The organism is Streptomyces sp. NPDC004838, assembly GCF_053600955.1.
Window position 1 is genome coordinate 224,105 of the sequence record NZ_JBSGAW010000001.1, and the last position, 18,123, is coordinate 242,227.

Genomic DNA, 18,123 nt, shown 5'->3' on the forward strand with positions numbered 1-18,123 from the left:
CCCGTTCCGCTGACCGCGTCCGGCTGATCCCGGAGGCGCTGGTACGGGAAGATCTGCGGGAAGCCGCGCGGGTGGGATGTACGGGTAGCCGTGCGGAAAGCCCTCCGGTCGAGAAGTGGTGTCGAGCCCCCTGTCGCTCAAGTGGCGGGGGGCTCTTCGCGCATTTAGCGTTGCCGCATGATCGAGCTTGAGGGCCTCACCAAGCGCTTCGGCGCCAAGGTCGCCGTCGACCGTCTCTCGTTCCAGGTCAGGCCGGGAATGATCACCGGCTTTCTGGGGCCGAACGGCGCCGGCAAGTCGACGACCATGCGCATGATGCTCGATCTCGACAACCCGACCGGTGGAAGTGTGCGGATCGACGGCAAGCACTACCGGGAGCTGGAGGAGCCGCTGAAGTACATCGGCGCTCTGCTGGACGCGAAGGCGATGCACGGCGGGCGGAGCGCGTACAACAATCTCCTCTGTCTGGCGCAGTCGAACCGGATTCCCGTATCGCGGGTGTCGGAGGTTCTGGACGTCGTCGGACTGACGGCGGTGGCGCGGAAGAAGTCGAAGGGGTTCTCGCTCGGCATGGGCCAGCGCCTCGGCATCGCGTCCGCGCTGCTGGGCGACCCGGAGATCCTGATGTTCGACGAGCCGGTCAACGGGCTCGATCCCGAGGGCATCCACTGGATCCGCAATCTGATGAAGCAGCTCGCGGCCGAGGGGCGGACCATCTTCGTCTCCTCCCATCTGATGAGCGAGATGGCCCTGACCGCCGACCACCTGATCGTGATCGGCCAGGGCCGGCTGCTGGCGGACACCTCGATGGCGGACTTCATCCAGCAGAACTCCCGCAGTTACGTACGGCTGCGCTCCCCGCAGCGGGAGCGGCTGCTGGATGTGCTCCGCACGGAGGGGTACGTCGCCGTCGAGTCGGGCGGCGGCGCGCTGGAGATCGACGGCGCGACCACCGAGGCGCTCGGCGAGCTGACGGCGCGGCACCAGATCGTCCTGCATGAGCTGAGCGCCCAGCGGGCGTCGCTGGAGGAGGCGTTCATGCAGATGACGGCCGCGTCGGTCGAGTACCACGCCCACGGCACGTCCGGTACCGCGCTGCCGCCGGAGCGGCAGCAAGCTCCCCGGTGGGGCGAGAGCTACCAGAGCAGCAAGGGAGCCTGACCATGGCCTCGGTGCCCGCGGTCCTCCAGTCGGAGTGGACCAAGATCCGTACGGTGTCGTCGACGACATGGACCCTGGCCTCGGCGTTCGTGGTCACGGTCGCCATCGGCGCCGCGCTCTCCGCGGTGTTCAACGCGACGTTCGACCAGCTCTCGCCGACGGAGCGGCTCACGTTCGATCCGACGTTCGCGAGCTTCTCGGGGATGATCCTGGGGCAGCTGGCGATGGTCGTCTTCGGCGTCCTGGTCGTCGGCACGGAGTACTCCTCCGGCATGATCCGCACCTCCCTGGCGGCGGTCCCCCAGCGCGCCACCTTCATCTTCGGCAAGATGGCGGTGGCCACCGCCCTCGCCCTGGCCGTGGGCATGGCGACCAGCTTCGCCAGCTTCTTCCTCGGCCAGGCCCTCCTCGGCGACCACCGCACCACCCTCGGCGCCGACAACGTGCTGCGGGCGGTGATCGGCGGCGGCCTCTACATGGCGCTGATCGCGCTGTTCTCGATGGCCGTGGCGACGATGCTCCGCAGCTCGATGCTCGCGCTCGGCATCCTGATGCCGTTCTTCTTCCTGGTCTCGCAGATCCTCTCGGCGGTCCCCAAGGTCAAGACGGCCGCCCGCTACTTCCCCGACCAGGCGGGCTCCAAGATCATGCAGGTGGTCCCCGAGGCCATGGGCGGCTCCAAGGCTCCGTACGGGCCGTGGGCGGGGCTGGGGATCATGGCGCTGTGGGTGGTGGCGGCGATGATCGGCGCGTATCTGGTGATCAAGAAGCGGGACGCTTAGCGCCATATCCGCCGGGAGTCGACGGCGGAATCGAGCCGACGGCGGGAGGGGACCCGGCGCCGCCGCGATCGTGAGTCGATCGTTACTGCTTCGCTGGAACCGTCAAGCGCCGGATATCCTCTCAAGCCTTACGGGGGGCGTACGGCATCAGCCTGGGCCCCGACGACAAGAAGTCGATGGGGCTGGAGAATGATCGAGGCGATCGGCCTGACGAAGCGCTACGGCGCCAAGACGGCCGTGTACAACCTTTCCTTCCACGTGCGTCCCGGTGCCGTGACCGGGTTCCTCGGCCCGAACGGCGCGGGCAAGTCGACGACGATGCGTATGATCCTCGGGCTCGACAATCCGACCGAGGGCTCGGTGACGATCGGCGGGCGGCCGTTCCGGCAGGTGCCGAACGCGCCCCGCCAGGTCGGGGCGCTGCTGGACGCCAAGGCGGTCCACGGTGGTCGCACCGCGCGGAACCACCTTCTGTCGCTGGCGCAGCTCTCCGGGATCCCGGCGCGGCGCGTCGACGAGGTGCTCGGGGTCGTCGGGCTCCAGGAAGTGGCCAGAAAACGCTCCAAGGGCTTCTCTCTCGGCATGGGGCAGCGCCTCGGGATCGCGGCGGCACTGCTCGGCGATCCGCAGGTGCTGCTCTTCGACGAACCGGTCAACGGGCTCGACCCCGAGGGCATCCTCTGGGTCCGCAACCTGATGAAACAGCTCGCGGCCGAGGGGCGTACCGTCTTCGTCTCCTCCCATCTGATGAGCGAGATGGCCCTGACCGCCGACCATCTCATCGTGATCGGTCGCGGACAGCTGCTCTCGGACATGAGCGTCAGGGACTTCATCTCGGCCAACTCCGCCGACTTCGCCCGTGTGCGCACGCCGCGGGACGAACCGCAGCAGCGCGAGAAGCTGTCGGCCGCGCTCACCGAGGCCGGCGGGCAGGTCCTGTCGGAGACGGACGGGGCGCTGCGCGTCACCGGGCTGCCGCTGTCGCGCATCAGCGATCTGGCGCACGGCGCGGATGTACGGCTGTGGGAGCTGTCGCCGCACCAGGCATCGCTGGAAGAGGCGTATATGCGGATGACGCAGGGCGCGGTCGACTACCGCTCGACGGACGACCAGAAGGCGGGGCTGATGCCGCAGCCCACGCAGCAGCCGTGGGGGCAGCCTCAGCCGCAGATTCCGGATGTGCCTCAGCAGGGGTGGTACGCCCCGCCGCCGCCGGGACAGAACCCGTACACCGCTCCGGCCGCTCCGGGCCCGATGGCCGGTCCCCCCGCGGGCCCCGCCGCGGGCCCCACGCCCGCCACGGCCTCTCCCGCAGGCCCTGCTCCGACCGCCGCGCCCACCCCGACCGCCGCGCCCGCGACGCCCCCGACGCCCCCTCCCCCGGCGCCCTCCCCCGCCCCCGCCGCCGACCTGACCAAGCCCGAGGACGCCCGATGACCACCCCGTACCAGCAGCCGGGCGCGCCCGCCGCCGTCTCGTACTCCTCCCCGATCCCGATCCGCAAGGCCCACCTCGGCGACGCGCTCGCCTCCGAGTGGACCAAGATCCGGTCGGTGCGGTCCACGATGTGGACGCTCGGTGTCATGATCGTGCTGGTCGTCGGCATCGGGCTCCTCGCCGCCGTGGCCGTCTCGGCCTCCGACGGCGAACTGGAGAGCGACGAGGTCCTCTTCCTCGGCTTCTTCGGCGTCCTGCTCGGCAGTCTCTGTGTGATGACCCTGGGCGTGCTGACGATCGCGTCGGAGTACGGGACCGGGATGATCAGGACCACGCTGACCGCCTGCCCGAGCCGCGCCCGGGTGCTGACCGCCAAGGCGATCGTCTTCTTCCTGCTCGTCTTCGTCGTCACCGCGGTGACGACATCGCTCGTCGCCGTGCTCCAGGTCGCGATGCTCGGCGAGGGCACCCCCAGCACCGCCCAGTGGTTCCGCTCGACCATCGGCGTCAGCCTCTACGTCGCGATCCTCGGGCTGCTCTCGCTGGCCGTCGGTTCGCTGATCCGGCACTCCGCGGGCGCGATCACCATCATGATCGGTGTGGTGCTGCTGCCGCTCGTGCTGGCGATGTTCATGTTCTCGGAATCGCTCGTGGACTTTCAGCAGGCCCTCTTCGAGTACTCGATCCCCAGCCAGCTAGGCGTCCTCTACGACAACTCCGTGGTCACCTCGGGTCCGCAGGGCTGGGAGCCGGTCTGGATCATGCTGGGCGTCACGGCGGTGACGCTGGGCGGTGCGTACGCGGCGCTCAACGCACGGGACGTGTAGGCCCTCAGTACTTGGGGGCGTTCCGGGACCGCTGCACCCGTGTGGTGCGGCGGTCCTTCGCGTTCCAGCACGCCTTGTGCCAGTGGCGCCGGTCGTCCACCCCGCCGTGCGCCGGCCACGCCACCACATGCGGAACCGCGGACGGGATCTCCTGATCGCAGCCGGGGCAGCGGTACCGCTTGCCCGCGGCACTTGCGCCCGCGACATGGCGGACCGACCACTCCTCCCCCTGCCAGGACTCGGTACGGCCGAAGCCGCCGTACCGGTCGCCCGGCTCACCGGTCTGATCGGGGTTCTTGTCGCCGCCCTTGGGGCGGTTGCGGCGGGGGGACACGCGGCACCTCACGGGGCAAGTGTGGACGTTTCCTTTCGAGTCCAGCCTACGGGCCGGAGTGTGGAGTACACCTACCGCACAGCGTGAGACGGTGACACCTACTGGGGGCAGTTACCGGAAAATCGCAAGAACTTCACTATCGCCCGTGCCTTTGGCACGTGTCAGACGTTAATGCCGATAGGGGGAGTGACGCGTCGGCCGCAAGGAGGCAAAGGCGATGCGCGTGGGACTGTTCGTTCTGGCGGCCCAATTCCCGGGCCAGGGACAGGGGGAGGCACTGCACCGGGCAGTGCGGACCGCCGAGGTCGCGGAGGAGTCCGGGCTGGATTCGGTGTGGCTTGCGGAGCACCACTTCGTGCCGTACGGCGTCTGTCCGTCGGCGGTGACTCTGGCCGCGCTGCTGCTCGGCCGCACCCGGCGGCTCCGCGTCGGCACCGCGGTGAGCGTGCTGCCCAGCGTCCACCCGGTGGCGCTCGGCGAGCAGGCGGCGCTGCTGCACCTCACCAGCGGAGGGCGGTTCTCCCTCGGGGTGGGCCGCGGTGGCCCCTGGGTCGATCTGGAGGTCTTCGGCTCCGGTCTCGAAGCGTACGAGAGCGGCTTCCCGGAATCGCTGGACCTGCTGCTGCGCTGGCTGCGGGAGCCGGGCGTCGGCGCCGACGGCGAGCGGTTCGCCTTCCGCGAGGTCCCGGTCGTGCCGAGGCCCGACGAGCTGATCGGCGGTCCGCGGCAGCCCGAGGTCGTGGTCGCCTGCACCTCCCCCAAGGGCGTGCGGCTGGCCGCCGAGCGCGGTCTGCCGATGCTCCTCGGAATGCACTGCGGCGACGAGGAGAAGGCCGAGATGATCGGCATGTGGAGGCGGCACGCCCGCGCGGCGGGCCACTCCCCCGAGACGGTCGAGGACGCCGGACATGTGTCGGCCGGACTGGTCCAGCTCGCGGATGACCGGTCGGAGGCCAGGGAGACGCTGCTGAAGGCCATGCCCGGCTGGCTCAAGCAGGGGCTGGGCGCCCATGTCACCGTCGACGGCCGCCATCGGGTGATGCGCGACCCCCGCCAGTACACGGAACTGCTCTGCGGGCTGCACCCGGTGGGTCCCCCGCGGTTCGCCGCCGACCGGCTCGCGGCCACCGCCGAGCGCACCGGAATCCGGCGCTTCGCGCTGCTCGCCGAGGGCTCGGGCGATCTGACGTCGACCGAGGACAACGTACGGCGGCTGGCCCGGGAGGTCCTGCCCCTGCTGACCTGAGCCCGGCGCGCGGCCGGACCGGTGCGGGAGCCGGACGCTCCCGCCCGCGTGCGCTGCCGCTCCGCGTCAATCGCACCTCCCGAGATGCGGAGCGGCAGCAACAGGCGTCAGCAGTCGCGCATTTCGGGCGACTGATTGAGCAGCTGGGCCCTTACGGAAGTAAAGCGGGCGAGCCGCTCGTCCACCGAGGGGTCCAGCGGGAACACCGCGACCCGGTGACAGTTCTGGAATGCCAGACGCACCCCGAAGTGCCGTTGCAGCGCACCGCGAATCGCGTCACTCGCGAGTGCGCGCAGCAGCTGACCACGTGCCTGCTCGTCCGGTGGGGGCGTCTGGTTGTCGGCGAAGTCGCCGCCGTCGACCTTCAGCTGTGCCACCAGAGAGCTGATCATCTCCCATGCGAAGGGCAGGGAGGTCCGGACGCAGTCGACGAAGGCTGCTTCGTCGACCTCGCCTCGCTCGGCCTGTTCCAAGAGCGCCGGTGAGACGTCGAGCGACATGGGTTCTCCTCTCGCGGCCCCGGTGCCGGGGCCTTGCGGGCAGGGAAGAAGTCGCCGGAGCACACCGAATACACCGACATGCGTATGACGCATGACGACGCAGCGTGTGCGACCGGCAACCTCCCGCATCCACGTTAAGCGCGCCAAGGTGGCCGCACCAGAAGATTGGGCATACAACCAGCCAGAAACGAACAGGGACAAGTGGGACGGCCCGAAGTGCCTCAGCCAGGGGCAGTACTGTGTGACGACGGCCGGACGCAGGGAGAATCGCGCGCGGCGGCGTACGTCGAGTAGCGTGGCCGACCATGCGCCTTGTCATCGCCCGCTGTTCCGTGGATTACGCGGGCCGGCTCACAGCCCATCTGCCCTCGGCTCCCCGTCTGATCCTGATCAAGGCGGACGGCAGCGTCTCCATCCACGCGGACGACCGTGCGTACAAGCCACTGAACTGGATGTCGCCTCCGTGCACGCTCAAGGAGGGCGACGACAGTGTCTGGACGGTCGTCAACAAGGCGGGCGAGAAACTGATCATCACCATGGAGGAGATCCTCCATGACACCTCGCACGAGCTGGGGGTGGACCCCGGCCTGATCAAGGACGGTGTCGAGGCGCATCTTCAGGAGCTGCTCGCCGACCGCATCGAGACGCTGGGCCAGGGCTACAGCCTCATCCGCCGCGAGTACCCGACCGCGATCGGCCCGGTGGACATCCTCTGCCGGGATTCGGACGGCGCGACCGTGGCGGTGGAGATCAAGCGCCGGGGCGAGATCGACGGCGTGGAGCAGCTGACCCGCTATCTGGAACTGCTGAACCGCGATCCCCATCTCGCTCCGGTGAAGGGGCTGTTCGCGGCGCAGGAGATCAAACCGCAGGCGCGGGTGCTGGCGACGGACCGAGGGATCGGGTGCGTGGTGCTGGACTACGACGCGCTGCGGGGCATCGAGGACGACAAGCTCAGGCTCTTCTGAGCGCCCGCCCCGCACGCACGGGCCGTCCCAGGTCCACGGCGTAGGGGGATGTCACAGGCGGAACGGGTACGGCCCCGGACGGCGGAAGCCTCCGGGGCCGTACCCGTCTTCCGTGACGTCGTCAGATGACGGGCGACGCCGCCGACGGGGGCTCCGAGGCGGGTTCGGTCGTCGGCTCGGCCGTAGGCTCCGTGCTGCTGGTCTGGGAGGCGGAGGCGGCGGAGGAACTCGGCGAGAGGGAAGGGGTGTCCGACGGCGAGCCGGACGGCGACTCGCTGGTCGGGGAGCCGGTGCCGGGTGGCCTGGTCGAGGTCGGCGGCTTCCCCGTGCCGGGGGCGCCCGGTGGTGCGTCCGGCGACGGCTTCTGGGGCCGCGACGGGCCCGGTGACGGCTTCCCGGCCGTCCGGGACGGTCGGGCCGGGGGTTGGAAGCCCGGTGCCGTCGAGCCGACGCCGACACGGGCCGGGACACGGGCAGGTTCGGTGGGCGGCAGGTCCTGGGAGACGGGCTCTTCCGCGTCCAGCGTCTGCTCGCTGTCGTCCTCGCTCGCGGACTGTCCGGTTCCCACCCGTGTGCCGGGTGCGTCCCTCTTGTCGGAGGTGGCCGCGAGCGTCGCCGCCGTGCCCAGGACGGCCGCGAGCAGCGCGCCCACGCCGGCGGCGGCGAGATTGCGCCGGGCTCCGCGGAGGAGGGGGAGGCGACGGCGGGCCTTCGGGCCGCCGGCGTACGGTCCGTCGGCGTCGGCGTTGTACGGCCCGTCGGCGTACGGCTCGGCGGGGTACGGTCCGGGATCGTACGGCCCGCCGTGCGGAACGAGGGTCGCGGGCACGAGCTGTTCGGCCGTCGGCGGCTCGCCCTCGGAGGGCGGTCCGATGCCCGTCAGCGGTCCGGGCGGCAGCGCGAGCGGAGTGGACGCCGAATCGGCCCGCTCGTTCCGAGCGGCAGCCGCGGGTGTCACATCGCCGGCGGGGACGCGGCCGTTCTCCCGGTCGGCGACGAGGGCCAGGGCCCGCCGTCCCGCGACGGTGCCCTTCTTGTCGGCGAGGGCCCCGCGCATGCCGATCGACGCCTCCAGTTCGGCGCGCGCCCGGTCCGGATTCCCACCGCAGATCGCGAGAACGCCCAGCTCATGGTGGAAGTAGGCTTCCTCGGCCACCTCGCCCGCTATTCGGGCGGCCTCGGATCCGACGCGCAGCGCCCGCTCCCAGGCCCCCCAGTGCAGCCCGGCGGCGAACGCGGGCGCTGCGGTGCGGGCCAGCAGGACGGCGGCCGCGGCCCGTCCCGCCTCCTGGCTCTGTACGAGGGTCGTCAGGGCGGCGAGGACGGCGTCCGCCTCGCCCGCGGCCCTCTCGGGGGCGACGGAGGGGTGCCCGGCCCACCAGGCGTAGTGCCGGGCGGCGGTCCGGGCGTGCGTGGCGGCCTCGTCCGCATACCCCTTCTCGGTCAGTTGCGTCGCCGCGCCGGCGGCGAGCCGGTAGCGTCCGCCGACGGGTGAGAGCAGCCCGCACCCCATCAGTTCGCCGAGCGCGGCGTCCGCGTGGGTGTCTCCGATGAGGGCGGGGAGATGCGCCTGGTGCGGGACCTCGCCGCCGAGCGCGACGGCGAAGCGCAGGGTCTGCCGGGCGGACGGGCTGAGCCGGGAGGCCAGAAGCGCGGCGGGCGCGGCTCCCTGACCCAGCGTCGGCAGCGCCACATCGGTGTTTCTGGCGCCTTCGAAGGGCGAGCTGTCCTCGACGGCGTCCGGGTCGGAGCGCAGTTCGTCGCACTGCCGCAGGAGCGCGCCGGCCTGGATGAACCGCAGGGGCAGGCCCTCGGACTCGAACCAGAGGTCTCCGGCCCAGTTCGTCTCGTCCTCGGTGAGGAGGCGGTCGACGGCGCGTGCCAGCAGCTCCAGCGAGGCGGCGCGGCTGAGCCCGTCGAGTCCGATCTCCTCGAGGTGCGCGCCGGCGGCCGGTTCGGGGACGTCGGGGGTGACGGCGAGCAGAAACGCGCACTCGGGCGCCGCGTCCAGCAGTTCACCGAGGGCCGTCCCGCCGAACTCCAGATCGTCGAGGACGACGACGGCGCCGATCTCCCGTACACGGGTGAGGAGTTCGGCGCGGCCGAGCCGGTATCGCGGGGTCTTGTGCACGGCCGCGAACAGTTCGTACAGCAACTCGGTCGCCGTGCGGTGCAGTCCGTTGAGGCGTACGACCCCGTCGGGCGCGAGGTCGGCGCAGTCCCGGGCGACGAGATCGAGCAGGGCGGTGCGTCCGGAGCCCGCGGGGCCGGTGAGCCGAACGGAACGGCCGCGGCCCAGCAGCCGGATCAGGCGCTCACGGGCGTCGTCGCGCTCCAGCAGGGCGAGCCGCGGCGCGGCGGGTCCCGCGGGCGCGGGCGGCCGGGACAGGCGTTCCGCCTCGGCGCGTTCGGCCTTGGTGCGCCGCCGGGGTCCGGACGGCCAGCCCTGGTCTTCAGGGGCGCCGCCGGGCGGGCAGGGTTCGATCTCGCTTCCGTCGACCGGGTTGACGGTGAGCAGGAGGTCCCCGGAAACGATCCGAACGGTGCGGGCGGGCGATGCCTCCGAGGCGCTGGGCCGTCCGAAGTCCGGCGTGCCCGGATCACGCTCGGCGCGTGGTCGGCCCGCGTCCTCGCCAAAACTGTCCTTCTCCATGGTTCAAGCCCCCAGATGCGCTGTCGCACAGGTTCGTCCCCGCCGGGATTCACGGTGGATCCATGGCGGAGCAAGGTGTGCGGACATCCCCTCCCGGTCTCTCCGCACGGCCCGCTGTCGCTCCGGTCCGTGTCCGGCGCTCCCGTCGTGCGGCGCGGTGTGGGCGCGCCGAAGCGACGGGTGGAACCGAACCCTAGACGCTGGCAGCGTATCCCCCAAGCAGGGGGGTATCACCCCGTCCGCGACATCACGATCCCGTGAGAATTGCGAGCGTCGTACGGTTCCCGCCCCAGGTCATACGGTTCGCACCCCGCTCCGGTTCAGCCGGTCGGCCGACCGGTGGCGGCCCCTGGTCCGGTACGCGCCCTGTACGACCCCTGTACGCGCCCCTGACACCCCCTGACGACCCCGGTGCGCTCCGGCCGGGCCGGGCTCGGAGCCGGTTCGCGTTCCGGTACGCATTCCGGTCCGGGTTCCGGTTCCGGGCCCAGCTCAGACGCGGGGAAGCGATTCAGCGGCGAGGCCGCCCTCGATCGCGAGGATCCGGTGCAGCCGGGTGGCCACCAGCAGACGCTGCATCTGCGGTGGCACCCCGCGCAGTACGAGCCTTCGGCCGCATCGGCCGGCCCGGCGGTGGGCGCCCATGATGACCCCGAGCCCGGTGGCGTCCCAGGAGTCGAGACCGGTCAGGTCGAGCACCAGATCACCGTCTCCGTCGTCGACGGCCGAGTGCAGGACCGTACGGGCGTCCGCCGCGCTGCGGACGTCGAGGCGGCCCCCGACGACCAGCTCGGTGTGGTCGCCCCTGATGTGCATATGCGCTCCCCAAGAGTGCTTCATTGCCCTGTGGCTTGCGTCTCCTGCCGCGCTGGCGCCTCTGCCGGCACTGGCGACACTTCGGTCTTTCAACAACTGACGGCGAAAGAACCGACACAGTTGCTAGTTGTAAGCGAACCGATACCGAATTCACCCCTAAGGGTGACCGAAGGAAATCGGCGCTCCTTCAGTACGTGTAGAAGCCCTGCCCGCTCTTGCGGCCGATGTCACCCGCGTCAACCATCCGGCGCATCAGCTCCGGCGGGGCGAACTTCTCGTCCTGGCACTCCGTGTAGATGTTGGAGGCGGCGTGCAGCAGGATGTCCACACCGGTCAGGTCGGCGGTGGCGAGCGGGCCCATGGCATGGCCGAAGCCCAGTTTGCAGGCGGTGTCGATGTCCTCGGCGGACGCGACGCCCGACTCGTACAGCTTGGCGGCCTCGACGACGAGCGCCGAGATGAGCCGGGTGGTGACGAACCCCGCGACATCACGGTTGACGACGATGCAGGTCTTGCCCACGGACTCGGCGAACTTCCGTGTGGTGGCGAGGGTTTCGTCGCTCGTCTTGTAGCCGCGTACGAGCTCGCAGAGCTGCATCATCGGCACGGGCGAGAAGAAATGCGCGCCGATGACGCGCTCCGGACGCTCCGTCACGGCCGCGATCTTGGTGATCGGGATGGCGGAGGTGTTGGAGGCGAGGACGGCGTCGTCGCGGACGAGCCCGTCGAGCGTACGGAAGATCTCGTGCTTGACCTCCAGCTTCTCGAAGACCGCCTCGACCACGATGTCCGCGTCGGCGACGGCGTCCAGCTCGGTCGTGGTGGTGATGCGCGCCAAGGCGGCCTGGGCCTCGGCAGCTTCGAGCTTCCCCTTGGAGACGAACTTGTCGTACGACGCCTCGATGCCGTTCCTGCCGCGGGTCAGGGCCTCGTCGGTGACATCACGCAGTACGACGTCCCACCCCGCCTGGGCCGAGACCTGCGCGATACCGGACCCCATGAGTCCGGCTCCGATGACGGCGAGCTTCCCGGCCACTTCCGCACCCCTTAACAGCTGTTTGATTTTTCACCTCTCGGGCGGAGATTAGCGCTCGTGGCGGGCCATATGACGCCGAAGAGACACGCGTCACGTCTCAGATGACGGACATCACACCCGCGCCGCTCGTCCGACCGCCCGTCCATGCCCCGGTCCCGGCCGACGCCGCCGACGACAGCGCGCCCGGACCGGCTCGACCGGACGCCGCCGGTCATGCCGTTCCGCCGTTCGGCGGACGCGACACGGGACGCGTACACCGGCGGGCACGCGACGGCTTCCACGCTCCGGGGCAGGCCGGCCGCCCCCGGCCTCGCGGCCCGGACCGTGACGGTCGGCACAGGTGTCTCCCGCAGGGCCGGGGCGTAACTACTCTGGGGTTCATGGTCAATCTGACGCGTATCTACACCCGTACCGGCGACCAGGGCACCACGGCGCTCGGCGACATGAGCAGGGTGCCCAAGACGGACCTGCGGATCGCCGCGTACGCGGACGCCAACGAGGCGAACGCGGTGCTCGGCACGGCGATCGCGCTGGGGAAGCTCCCGGACGATGTCGTCGAAGTCCTCGTCCGGGTGCAGAACGACCTCTTCGACGTGGGCGCCGATCTCTCCACACCGGTGGTGGCGGAGCCGAAGTACCCGCCGCTGCGGGTCGAGCAGTTCTACATCGACCGGCTGGAGGCGGACTGCGACCGGTTCCTGGAGCGGGTGGAGAAGCTGCGCAGCTTCATCCTTCCGGGAGGAACCCCGGGCGCGGCCCTGCTGCACCAGGTCTGCACGGTGGTCCGGCGGGCCGAGCGCTCCACCTGGTCGGCACTGGAGGTCCACGGCGAGACGATGAACCCGCTGACGGCCACGTACCTCAACCGGCTCTCGGACCTGGTGTTCATCCTGGCGAGGGTGGCGAACAAGGAGCGCGGCGATGTGCTGTGGGTGCCGGGCGGGGAGCGGTAGCGGGCACTGTTCACCACCGGGCGGGGGCACTGTTCGCCACCGGGCGGGCGGCGTCACGCAGATCCGGCGGAAGGCTCGTCACACAACCCGCGGGGCACTACGTTCACGCCTCATGACCATTTTTCAGCGCATACTCGTCGTCTACCTCTTCCTCCAGGGCGTCCAGGGCGTCGTAGTCGCCGCCATGACACCGATGGACGAGCCGACCGTGGCGGTGGGCGAACTCGTCGTCGCGGCGGCCGTCACCGCGGCCGCGTACATCATCGTCAAGGCGGGCAGACGCCGGAAGGCGTGCCAGTGCGGCGCGCATCTGCGGTAGCGCGACGGCCCCGCCGGCTCCGCGGACCGGACGGCGGCCGGACGGCGGCCGGACGGCGGCCGGACGGCGGCCGGCCGCTCCGGATCACCAGAACCGCGGGCCCGCCGGGGGGGGGCGGAGCCGTACCGGCCGGTTCAGCGGTGTTCGACGGTCACCTTGCCCCCGCCGCTCTTCGCTCCGCCGCCGTCTCCGCCCCCGGGGTCCTGCCTTGGCCAGACCAGATAGGTCAGGGTGATGACACCGTGGATACCGGCGATCTTCCACGACTGGTACATCCAGCTCTCCAGCGAACCGCTGCGGCTCGCGTCGTCCACGTACCAGATCGCGAGCCAGAGCAGCCCCGACGCGACCGCCGCGCCCACCACCGTGCCGAGCCAGACCTTGATCTCGTACCGGCCGCGCGCCACGCCGTACCGCGGCGGCTTCACCGGCGGCGGCCCGCCCCCGAAGCGGTGGGCCGCATGGCCGTCGAGCCACTTGACCGTGCGGTGGCCGTGGCCGACCGTGTAGCCGATGTAGAGCGCGGCCAGGCCGTGCGCCCAGCCCGGCTGCGCCCCGTTCCGCAGGTCGATCGCCGTCGCGGCCAGCAGTACGACCTCCAGCAGGGGCTCGCACAGCAGCAGGCCCAAGCCCAGACGCGGCATCCTCAGCAGATAGCGCGCCGCGAGCCCCGCCGCCAGCAGCACCCAGAATCCGACCTCGCAGATCACGATCAACGCGACGATCACAGCGGTCTCCTCTCACCGCTTCCAGCTTCCCGGCCGCCGGACCGCCGCTCGTCGTCGCCGGAGACGATTCGCGGTGCATCTTTCGATGTAGCGGCGGCTCACTCCGCCCGGTGAGGCGGTGGCGGGCCGTCTCCCTGTTTGATGGTGTGGTGATGCTTCCCCGCCCCCACCGCGACGACGTGTTCATCGCCGCCGTCGGACTGCTCGGCGGCTTGCTGCTGTGGTCACTCGGGCTCTACGTGCAGGGGAGCCGGCAGGTGCTGCCCGCCTGGGCGACGCTGGTGCCGTTGACGGTGATCTGCGTCCAGACGGCGTTCCGCCGGGTTCTGCCGATGACCGGTCTGCTGATCGGCACGCTCGCGCTGGTCGCCGATCAGTTCACGGTCGGCAATCTCGCCACGGTCGTGCTGTTCACGGATGTCGTGTACGTATCAGTGGTCTACGGGCCGCCCGCGGCGGCACGCCGGATCCCGGTGATCACGGGGCTGTTCTCGGTCGCCTCGGCCGTGAGTCTGCTGGCGCTGCTGCGCGATCCGGCGGGGCTGATGCTCGGTGTGCTCATCGGTCTGATCACCTTCGCCCCGGCGACCACAGGCGCGGTCACCCGCAACCACCGGGAGGCGGCCGCGGCGGCGAAGCTGCGGGCCGAGCAGACCGCGCTGCTCGCCGAGATGGACCGGGCGCAGGCGGTGACCGCCGAGCGCTCCCGGATGGCGCGCGAACTGCACGACATGGTCGCCAACCACCTGTCCGCGATCGCGATCCACTCCACCGCCGCGCTCTCCCTCGACGATCCGGCGACCACCCGGAGCGCGCTCGAGGTCATCCGGGAGAACAGCGTCGCGGGATTGGCTGAAATGCGACGCCTGATCGGACTGCTCCGGGACAACTCCGACGACAACGCGCCGGCCGCCCGCCCCACGCTCTCGGGCCTTGAGTCGCTGGTCGCGCAGGCGCGTGCGAACGCCGTCGGCACCGGTCTGACCTTCACGTTCGACGACCGCCGCGATACGGGTCCGGCTCCGGACGGGAAGGCCGGACCGGACGGCAGAGCCAGGAGGGAGGAGAGGACCGGGCGGGACGGCGCCGTCATCCCCGCTCCCGTCGAACTCGCGGTGTACCGGATCGTCCAGGAGTCCCTGACCAACGCGCTCAAACACGCCGGACAGGGCGCGGTGGTCATCACTCTCAGCCATGCCGCGGGCCGGCATCTGACGGTCACCGTCACCAGCCCGTTCGGCTCCCGGCCCGGCCCCCGCGCGCCCGGCTCCGGGGCCGGTCTGGTCGGCATGCGCGAGCGGGTGGTCCTGCTGGACGGAGAGTTCGAGGCGGGCCCGGCCGAGGGAGCGCCCGACGGTCCGGAGAAGATCTGGCGCGTACGGGCGGTGCTGCCCGTACGGGACGACAAGGAACCAGAGGCATGAGCAAGGAACCAGCGGCATGACCAAGGAGCCATCGGCATGATCCAGGAAGCGCCCCGCGCCGACGATCCGGGCGAACCGCGGCGCGTACGCGTCCTGGTGGCGGAGGACCAGAGCGCGGTACGCGCCGGACTGGTCCTCATCCTCCGCAGCGCACCGGACATCGAGGTCGTCGGCGAGGCCGTGGACGGCGAGGACGCCGTCCTGCTGGCCCGTGAACTCCGCCCCGATCTCGTGCTGATGGACATTCAGATGCCACGGCTGGACGGGGTTTCGGCGACCCGTCAGATCGTCTCCGAACAGCTTTCGGACGTGCTGATCCTCACCACCTTCGATCTGGACGAGTACGTCTTCGGCTCGCTGCGGGCGGGAGCCGCGGGCTTTCTCCTGAAGAACACCGACGCCGGGGATCTGCTGGAAGCGGTACGCACGGTGGCGCGCGGCGAAGGGCTGATCGCCCCGGCCGTGACCCGTCGGCTGATCGCCGAGTTCGCGTCGCCCCGGCCGGTGCGCTCCCCCGACGCACCCGATCCCACGATGCTCGACGTCCTCACCCGGCGCGAGCGCGAGGTGCTCTCCTGTCTGGGCGAGGGGATGTCGAACGCGGAGATCGCCGTCCGGCTGCGGATGGCGGAGGCGACGGTGAAGACGCATGTCAGCCGTCTGCTGGGGAAGCTGGAGTTGCGCAGCAGGGTCCAAGCCGCCGTGCTGGCACAGGAGTTGGGCATCTGATCCGAGCCTCCCTCGGCCCTTCCATCATCCTTTGACGTAAGTGGTCCAGACCTATTGACGATTGGTCCAGACCTTCCTACTCTCACCGCTACACACGCTGCGGTGAGCCACGCAGAGTGCGGTGCACGGTCCTACCCCACTGTCCGGACCTTCACAAGGAGCACCCGTGAGCACTCAACCCCCACCAATGCACGGCTTCAGATCAAAAGTCACCAGAAGATCGAAGATCATCGCGATCCTCACCGCCCTGGTCGTCCCGCTGGCCGCCATGGTCGCACTGGCCACACCCGCCCAGGCGGCGACCTCGGCCACAGCGACCTTCACCAGGGGCTCCGACTGGGGCACCGGCTTCGACGGCAAGTGGACGATCAAGAACACCGGCGACACCACGATCAGCACGTGGAACCTCGAGTGGGACTTCCCCACCGGCACACGGGTCCTCTCCGCCTGGGACGCGGACGTGACCAACGTCGGCAACCGGTGGACGGCCAAGAACAAGTCATGGGCGAGCCCGCTGCCTCCGGGTGGCACGGTCACCTTCGGCTTCAACGGCCAGGGTCCGGGCTCCCCGTCCAACTGCCTGCTCAACAACGCCACCTGTGACGGCGGTCCGCCCGGAGACCTCCCGCCCGGCCCGCCCGGCACCCCGGTGGCCAGCGGCATCACCGAGACCCAGGCGACGCTGACCTGGACCCCCGCGGAAGACGACAAGGGCATCCAGAACTACGACGTCATCCGCGACGGCTCCGTGGTCGCCACGGTCACCGGCACCACGTACACCAACACCGGCCTCACCAAGGCCACCGACTACGTGTACACGATCAGGGCGCGCGACACCGCCAACCAGCTCGGCAAGGAGAGCGGCGCGACACCCGTCCGCACTCTGGGCGTCATCGACCCCGGCGCCAAGATCAAGATGGGGTACTTCACCAACTGGGGCGTCTACGGCCGCCAGTACTTCGTGAAGAACCTGGTCACCTCCGGCAGCGCGGCGAAGATCACCCACATCAACTACGCCTTCGGCAACGTCCAGGGCGGCCGCTGCACCATCGGTGACTCGTGGTCCGACTACGAGATGGCGTACACCGCCGACAAGTCCGTCGACGGCGTCGCCGACACCTGGGACCAGCCGCTGCGCGGCAGCTTCAACCAGCTCCGCAAGCTGAAGAAGCAGTTCCCGCACATCAAGATCCTCTACTCCTTCGGCGGCTGGACCTGGTCCGGCGGCTTCACCCAGGCCATGCAGAACCCGGCGGCCTTCGCCCAGTCCTGCTACGACCTGGTCGAGGACCCTCGGTGGGCCGATGTGTTCGATGGCATCGACTTGGACTGGGAGTACCCGAACGCCTGTGGACTGACCTGCGACAGCAGCGGCCCCGCCGTGATGAAGACCATGGCGCAGGCATTCCGCACGAAGTTCGGCCCGAACTACCTGGTCACCGCCGCCGTCACCGCGGATGCGTCGGCCGGGGGCAAGATCGACGCCGCGGACTACGGTGGCGCGGCACAGTACCTCGACTGGTACAACGTGATGACGTACGACTTCTTCGGCGCCTGGGCGGCGCAGGGCCCGACGGCCCCGCACTCGCCTCTCAACTCGTACACCGGCATCCCGCAGGCGGGCTTCAACTCGGCCGATGCGATCGCCAAGTACAAGGCGAAGGGTGTGCCGGCGAACAAGCTGCTCCTCGGCATCGGGTTCTACGGTCGCGGCTGGACCGGAGTGACCCAGGCCACGCCAGGAGGCACCGCCACCGGCGCGGCCCCGGGCACCTATGAAGCGGGCTTCGAGGACTACAAGGTCCTCAAGAACACCTGCCCGGCCACCGGCACCATCGGTGGCACCGCCTACGCCAAGTGCGGCAGCAACTGGTGGGGCTACGACACCCCGGCGACCATCGGCACCAAGATGAGCTGGGCGAAGAGCCAGAACCTCAGAGGCGCGTTCTTCTGGGAGTTCAGCGGCGACACCAGCAACGGTGAGCTGGTCGGCGCGGTCAGCAACGGACTCCAGTAGTCGACCGGAGTCACGACTGATCACCGATAGGTGAAGCGGCCGGGGAGAACCTTCTCCCCGGCCGCTTTCGCGTGCCCGCGCGCCCTCGCCGCGCCGCGCCGTACGTTCCCGCGCGCCCGGTGCCTCGCCGGGTCTCGCGCGGTCCGCAGAGCGGCGACAGCCCTCCGCCGTATCTCCGGAGCGCGGCGGGACC

The 18,123-nt window shown here is 70.4% G+C and carries 17 protein-coding genes; 11 read left to right on the top strand and 6 right to left on the bottom strand.

Translation table 11 applies throughout. The features are described 5' to 3' along the window. Positions 1 to 177 precede the first annotated feature (177 nt). The 4 genes from ACWEFL_RS00885 to ACWEFL_RS00900 all read left to right on the top strand — a co-directional run bounded on the left by ACWEFL_RS00885 (position 178) and on the right by ACWEFL_RS00900 (position 4,207). Positions 178 to 1,161, top strand: a complete 984-nt coding sequence (locus tag ACWEFL_RS00885) for an ABC transporter ATP-binding protein (protein ID WP_451705486.1) — start codon at positions 178 to 180, stop codon at positions 1,159 to 1,161. A 2-nt stretch (positions 1,162 to 1,163) separates the two neighbouring features. Beyond that, complete coding sequence (locus ACWEFL_RS00890; RefSeq protein WP_451705489.1) at positions 1,164 to 1,943, top strand: ABC transporter permease; 780 nt, start codon at positions 1,164 to 1,166, stop codon at positions 1,941 to 1,943. A gap of 189 nt (positions 1,944 to 2,132) precedes the next feature. Next, entirely contained in the window at positions 2,133 to 3,380 is a 1,248-nt protein-coding gene (locus ACWEFL_RS00895; RefSeq protein WP_451705492.1) for an ABC transporter ATP-binding protein, read from the top strand. After that, complete coding sequence (locus tag ACWEFL_RS00900; protein ID WP_451705495.1) at positions 3,377 to 4,207, top strand: ABC transporter permease; 831 nt, start codon at positions 3,377 to 3,379, stop codon at positions 4,205 to 4,207. Before ACWEFL_RS00895 ends, ACWEFL_RS00900 begins: the two co-directional genes overlap by 4 nt. Before the next feature lie 4 nt (positions 4,208 to 4,211). Here ACWEFL_RS00900 and ACWEFL_RS00905 read toward each other — a convergent pair whose 3' ends face one another. Beyond that, positions 4,212 to 4,541, bottom strand: coding sequence for an ATP/GTP-binding protein (locus tag ACWEFL_RS00905; RefSeq protein ID WP_451705498.1), 330 nt, complete (start codon positions 4,539 to 4,541; stop codon positions 4,212 to 4,214). Positions 4,542 to 4,758: 217 nt separating this feature from the next. On the opposite strand from ACWEFL_RS00905, the gene ACWEFL_RS00910 reads away from it, so the two are divergent. After that, the gene (locus ACWEFL_RS00910) at positions 4,759 to 5,787 is read left to right on the top strand and encodes an LLM class flavin-dependent oxidoreductase (protein WP_451705501.1); all 1,029 of its coding nucleotides are present in this window, start codon (positions 4,759 to 4,761) and stop codon (positions 5,785 to 5,787) included. Positions 5,788 to 5,894: 107 nt separating this feature from the next. Here ACWEFL_RS00910 and ACWEFL_RS00915 read toward each other — a convergent pair whose 3' ends face one another. Then, the gene (locus ACWEFL_RS00915; protein ID WP_451705503.1) at positions 5,895 to 6,287 is read right to left on the bottom strand and encodes an SCO5389 family protein; all 393 of its coding nucleotides are present in this window, start codon (positions 6,285 to 6,287) and stop codon (positions 5,895 to 5,897) included. 305 nt (positions 6,288 to 6,592) lie between these two features. On the opposite strand from ACWEFL_RS00915, the gene nucS reads away from it, so the two are divergent. Beyond that, positions 6,593 to 7,255, top strand: a complete 663-nt coding sequence (gene nucS / locus ACWEFL_RS00920; RefSeq protein ID WP_451705506.1) for an endonuclease NucS — start codon at positions 6,593 to 6,595, stop codon at positions 7,253 to 7,255. 121 nt (positions 7,256 to 7,376) lie between these two features. Here the strand turns inward: nucS and ACWEFL_RS00925 are convergent, their stop codons facing one another. The 3 genes from ACWEFL_RS00925 to ACWEFL_RS00935 form a co-directional block, all read right to left on the bottom strand. Beyond that, positions 7,377 to 9,908: an ATP-binding protein gene (locus tag ACWEFL_RS00925; protein ID WP_451705509.1), complete on the bottom strand. Its 2,532-nt coding sequence runs from the start codon at positions 9,906 to 9,908 to the stop codon at positions 7,377 to 7,379. Between the two features lie 492 nt (positions 9,909 to 10,400). Then, a complete protein-coding gene (locus ACWEFL_RS00930; protein ID WP_361147689.1) occupies positions 10,401 to 10,724 on the bottom strand; it encodes an STAS domain-containing protein in 324 nt (107 codons plus the stop codon). A gap of 187 nt (positions 10,725 to 10,911) precedes the next feature. Further along, a complete protein-coding gene (locus ACWEFL_RS00935; RefSeq protein ID WP_451705512.1) occupies positions 10,912 to 11,760 on the bottom strand; it encodes a 3-hydroxyacyl-CoA dehydrogenase family protein in 849 nt (282 codons plus the stop codon). Between the two features lie 380 nt (positions 11,761 to 12,140). On the opposite strand from ACWEFL_RS00935, the gene ACWEFL_RS00940 reads away from it, so the two are divergent. Next, positions 12,141 to 12,713, top strand: coding sequence for a cob(I)yrinic acid a,c-diamide adenosyltransferase (locus ACWEFL_RS00940; protein ID WP_451705515.1), 573 nt, complete (start codon positions 12,141 to 12,143; stop codon positions 12,711 to 12,713). Between the two features lie 112 nt (positions 12,714 to 12,825). Beyond that, the gene (locus ACWEFL_RS00945) at positions 12,826 to 13,032 is read left to right on the top strand and encodes a hypothetical protein (protein ID WP_451705518.1); all 207 of its coding nucleotides are present in this window, start codon (positions 12,826 to 12,828) and stop codon (positions 13,030 to 13,032) included. 134 nt (positions 13,033 to 13,166) lie between these two features. Here the strand turns inward: ACWEFL_RS00945 and ACWEFL_RS00950 are convergent, their stop codons facing one another. Then, positions 13,167 to 13,760 (bottom strand): hypothetical protein, encoded by a 594-nt coding sequence (locus tag ACWEFL_RS00950; RefSeq protein WP_451705520.1) that lies wholly within the window; start codon positions 13,758 to 13,760, stop codon positions 13,167 to 13,169. A 149-nt stretch (positions 13,761 to 13,909) separates the two neighbouring features. On the opposite strand from ACWEFL_RS00950, the gene ACWEFL_RS00955 reads away from it, so the two are divergent. The 3 genes from ACWEFL_RS00955 (at position 13,910) to ACWEFL_RS00965 (ending at position 17,930) form a co-directional block, all read left to right on the top strand. Further along, complete coding sequence (locus ACWEFL_RS00955) at positions 13,910 to 15,184, top strand: sensor histidine kinase (protein WP_451705523.1); 1,275 nt, start codon at positions 13,910 to 13,912, stop codon at positions 15,182 to 15,184. 36 nt (positions 15,185 to 15,220) lie between these two features. Next, positions 15,221 to 15,913, top strand: a complete 693-nt coding sequence (locus ACWEFL_RS00960) for a response regulator (RefSeq protein ID WP_451705525.1) — start codon at positions 15,221 to 15,223, stop codon at positions 15,911 to 15,913. A 166-nt stretch (positions 15,914 to 16,079) separates the two neighbouring features. Next, positions 16,080 to 17,930 (top strand): glycosyl hydrolase family 18 protein, encoded by a 1,851-nt coding sequence (locus tag ACWEFL_RS00965; RefSeq protein WP_451705527.1) that lies wholly within the window; start codon positions 16,080 to 16,082, stop codon positions 17,928 to 17,930. Positions 17,931 to 18,123 lie beyond the last annotated feature (193 nt).

Coding starts and splice junctions, on each gene's coding strand:
- ACWEFL_RS00910 (WP_451705501.1), top strand. CDS start 4,759: ATGCGCGTGGGACTGTTCGTTCTGGCGGCCCAATTCCCGGGCCAGGGA.
- nucS (WP_451705506.1), top strand. CDS start 6,593: ATGCGCCTTGTCATCGCCCGCTGTTCCGTGGATTACGCGGGCCGGCTC.
- ACWEFL_RS00930 (WP_361147689.1), bottom strand. CDS start 10,724: ATGCACATCAGGGGCGACCACACCGAGCTGGTCGTCGGGGGCCGCCTC.
- ACWEFL_RS00895 (WP_451705492.1), top strand. CDS start 2,133: ATGATCGAGGCGATCGGCCTGACGAAGCGCTACGGCGCCAAGACGGCC.
- ACWEFL_RS00890 (WP_451705489.1), top strand. CDS start 1,164: ATGGCCTCGGTGCCCGCGGTCCTCCAGTCGGAGTGGACCAAGATCCGT.
- ACWEFL_RS00885 (WP_451705486.1), top strand. CDS start 178: ATGATCGAGCTTGAGGGCCTCACCAAGCGCTTCGGCGCCAAGGTCGCC.
- ACWEFL_RS00940 (WP_451705515.1), top strand. CDS start 12,141: ATGGTCAATCTGACGCGTATCTACACCCGTACCGGCGACCAGGGCACC.
- ACWEFL_RS00915 (WP_451705503.1), bottom strand. CDS start 6,287: ATGTCGCTCGACGTCTCACCGGCGCTCTTGGAACAGGCCGAGCGAGGC.
- ACWEFL_RS00925 (WP_451705509.1), bottom strand. CDS start 9,908: ATGGAGAAGGACAGTTTTGGCGAGGACGCGGGCCGACCACGCGCCGAG.
- ACWEFL_RS00900 (WP_451705495.1), top strand. CDS start 3,377: ATGACCACCCCGTACCAGCAGCCGGGCGCGCCCGCCGCCGTCTCGTAC.
- ACWEFL_RS00960 (WP_451705525.1), top strand. CDS start 15,221: ATGATCCAGGAAGCGCCCCGCGCCGACGATCCGGGCGAACCGCGGCGC.
- ACWEFL_RS00945 (WP_451705518.1), top strand. CDS start 12,826: ATGACCATTTTTCAGCGCATACTCGTCGTCTACCTCTTCCTCCAGGGC.